The 1167-nt window shown below is 63.2% G+C and carries 1 protein-coding gene; it reads right to left on the bottom strand.

All coding sequences use genetic code 11. The annotated features are described in order from the left end of the window. The coding region (gene tuf, locus AC07OD_RS28085) for an elongation factor Tu (protein ID WP_218298114.1) at positions 1-1167 on the bottom strand (1167 nt) is incomplete at its 5' end.

The raw sequence follows: 1167 nt of genomic DNA, 5'->3' as shown, positions 1-1167 counted from the left end.
TTAAGCAATGATCTTGGCCACGACGCCAGCGCCGACCGTACGGCCGCCTTCGCGGATGGCGAAGCGCAGGCCTTCTTCCATGGCGATGGGGTTGATCAGCTTGACGGTGATCGACACGTTGTCGCCAGGCATGACCATTTCCTTGTCGGCCGGCAGCTCGATGGCGCCGGTCACGTCGGTCGTGCGGAAGTAGAACTGTGGGCGGTAGTTGTTGAAGAACGGGGTGTGGCGGCCGCCTTCGTCCTTGCTCAGCACATACACTTCAGCGGTGAAGTGGGTGTGGGGCTTGATCGAGCCGGGCTTGCACAGCACTTGGCCGCGCTCCACGTCTTCGCGCTTGGTGCCGCGCAGCAGCAGGCCGACGTTGTCGCCAGCTTGACCTTGGTCCAGCAGCTTGCGGAACATTTCCACGCCGGTGCAGATGGTCTTTTGCGTGTCGCGGATACCGACGATTTCGATTTCCTCGCCGACCTTGATGATGCCGCGCTCGACGCGACCGGTCACCACGGTGCCGCGGCCGGAGATGGAGAACACGTCTTCCACGGGCATCAGGAAGGCACCGTCCACAGCGCGCTCTGGCGTGGGGATGTAGGTGTCCAGCGCTTCGGCCAGCTTCATGATGGCTTCTTCACCCAGCTTGCCCTTGTCGCCTTCCAGGGCGAGCTTGGCCGAGCCACGGATGATGGGGGTGTCGTCGCCTGGGAAGTCGTACTTGTCCAGGAGTTCGCGCACTTCCATTTCGACGAGTTCCAGCAGTTCTTCGTCGTCCACCATGTCGCACTTGTTCAGGAACACGATGATGTAAGGCACGCCCACCTGGCGGGCCAGCAGGATGTGTTCGCGGGTCTGGGGCATGGGGCCGTCAGCGGCCGAGCACACCAGGATGGCGCCGTCCATCTGGGCAGCGCCGGTGATCATGTTCTTCACATAGTCGGCGTGGCCGGGGCAGTCCACGTGGGCGTAGTGGCGGTTGGCCGTTTCGTATTCCACGTGCGCGGTGTTGATCGTGATGCCGCGGGCCTTTTCTTCGGGCGCCGCATCGATCTGGTCGTATGCCTTGGCTTCGCCGCCGAACTTGGCGGACAGCACGGTGGCGATGGCCGCCGTCAGCGTCGTCTTGCCATGGTCCACGTGGCCGATCGTGCCCACGTTGACGTGAGGCTTGGT

The sequence above is a fragment of the Acidovorax sp. GW821-FHT10E03 genome (assembly GCF_059415205.1).
Note: the sequence above shows the minus strand (reverse complement) of the source record. Positions and strands in the feature narration are given on the sequence as shown.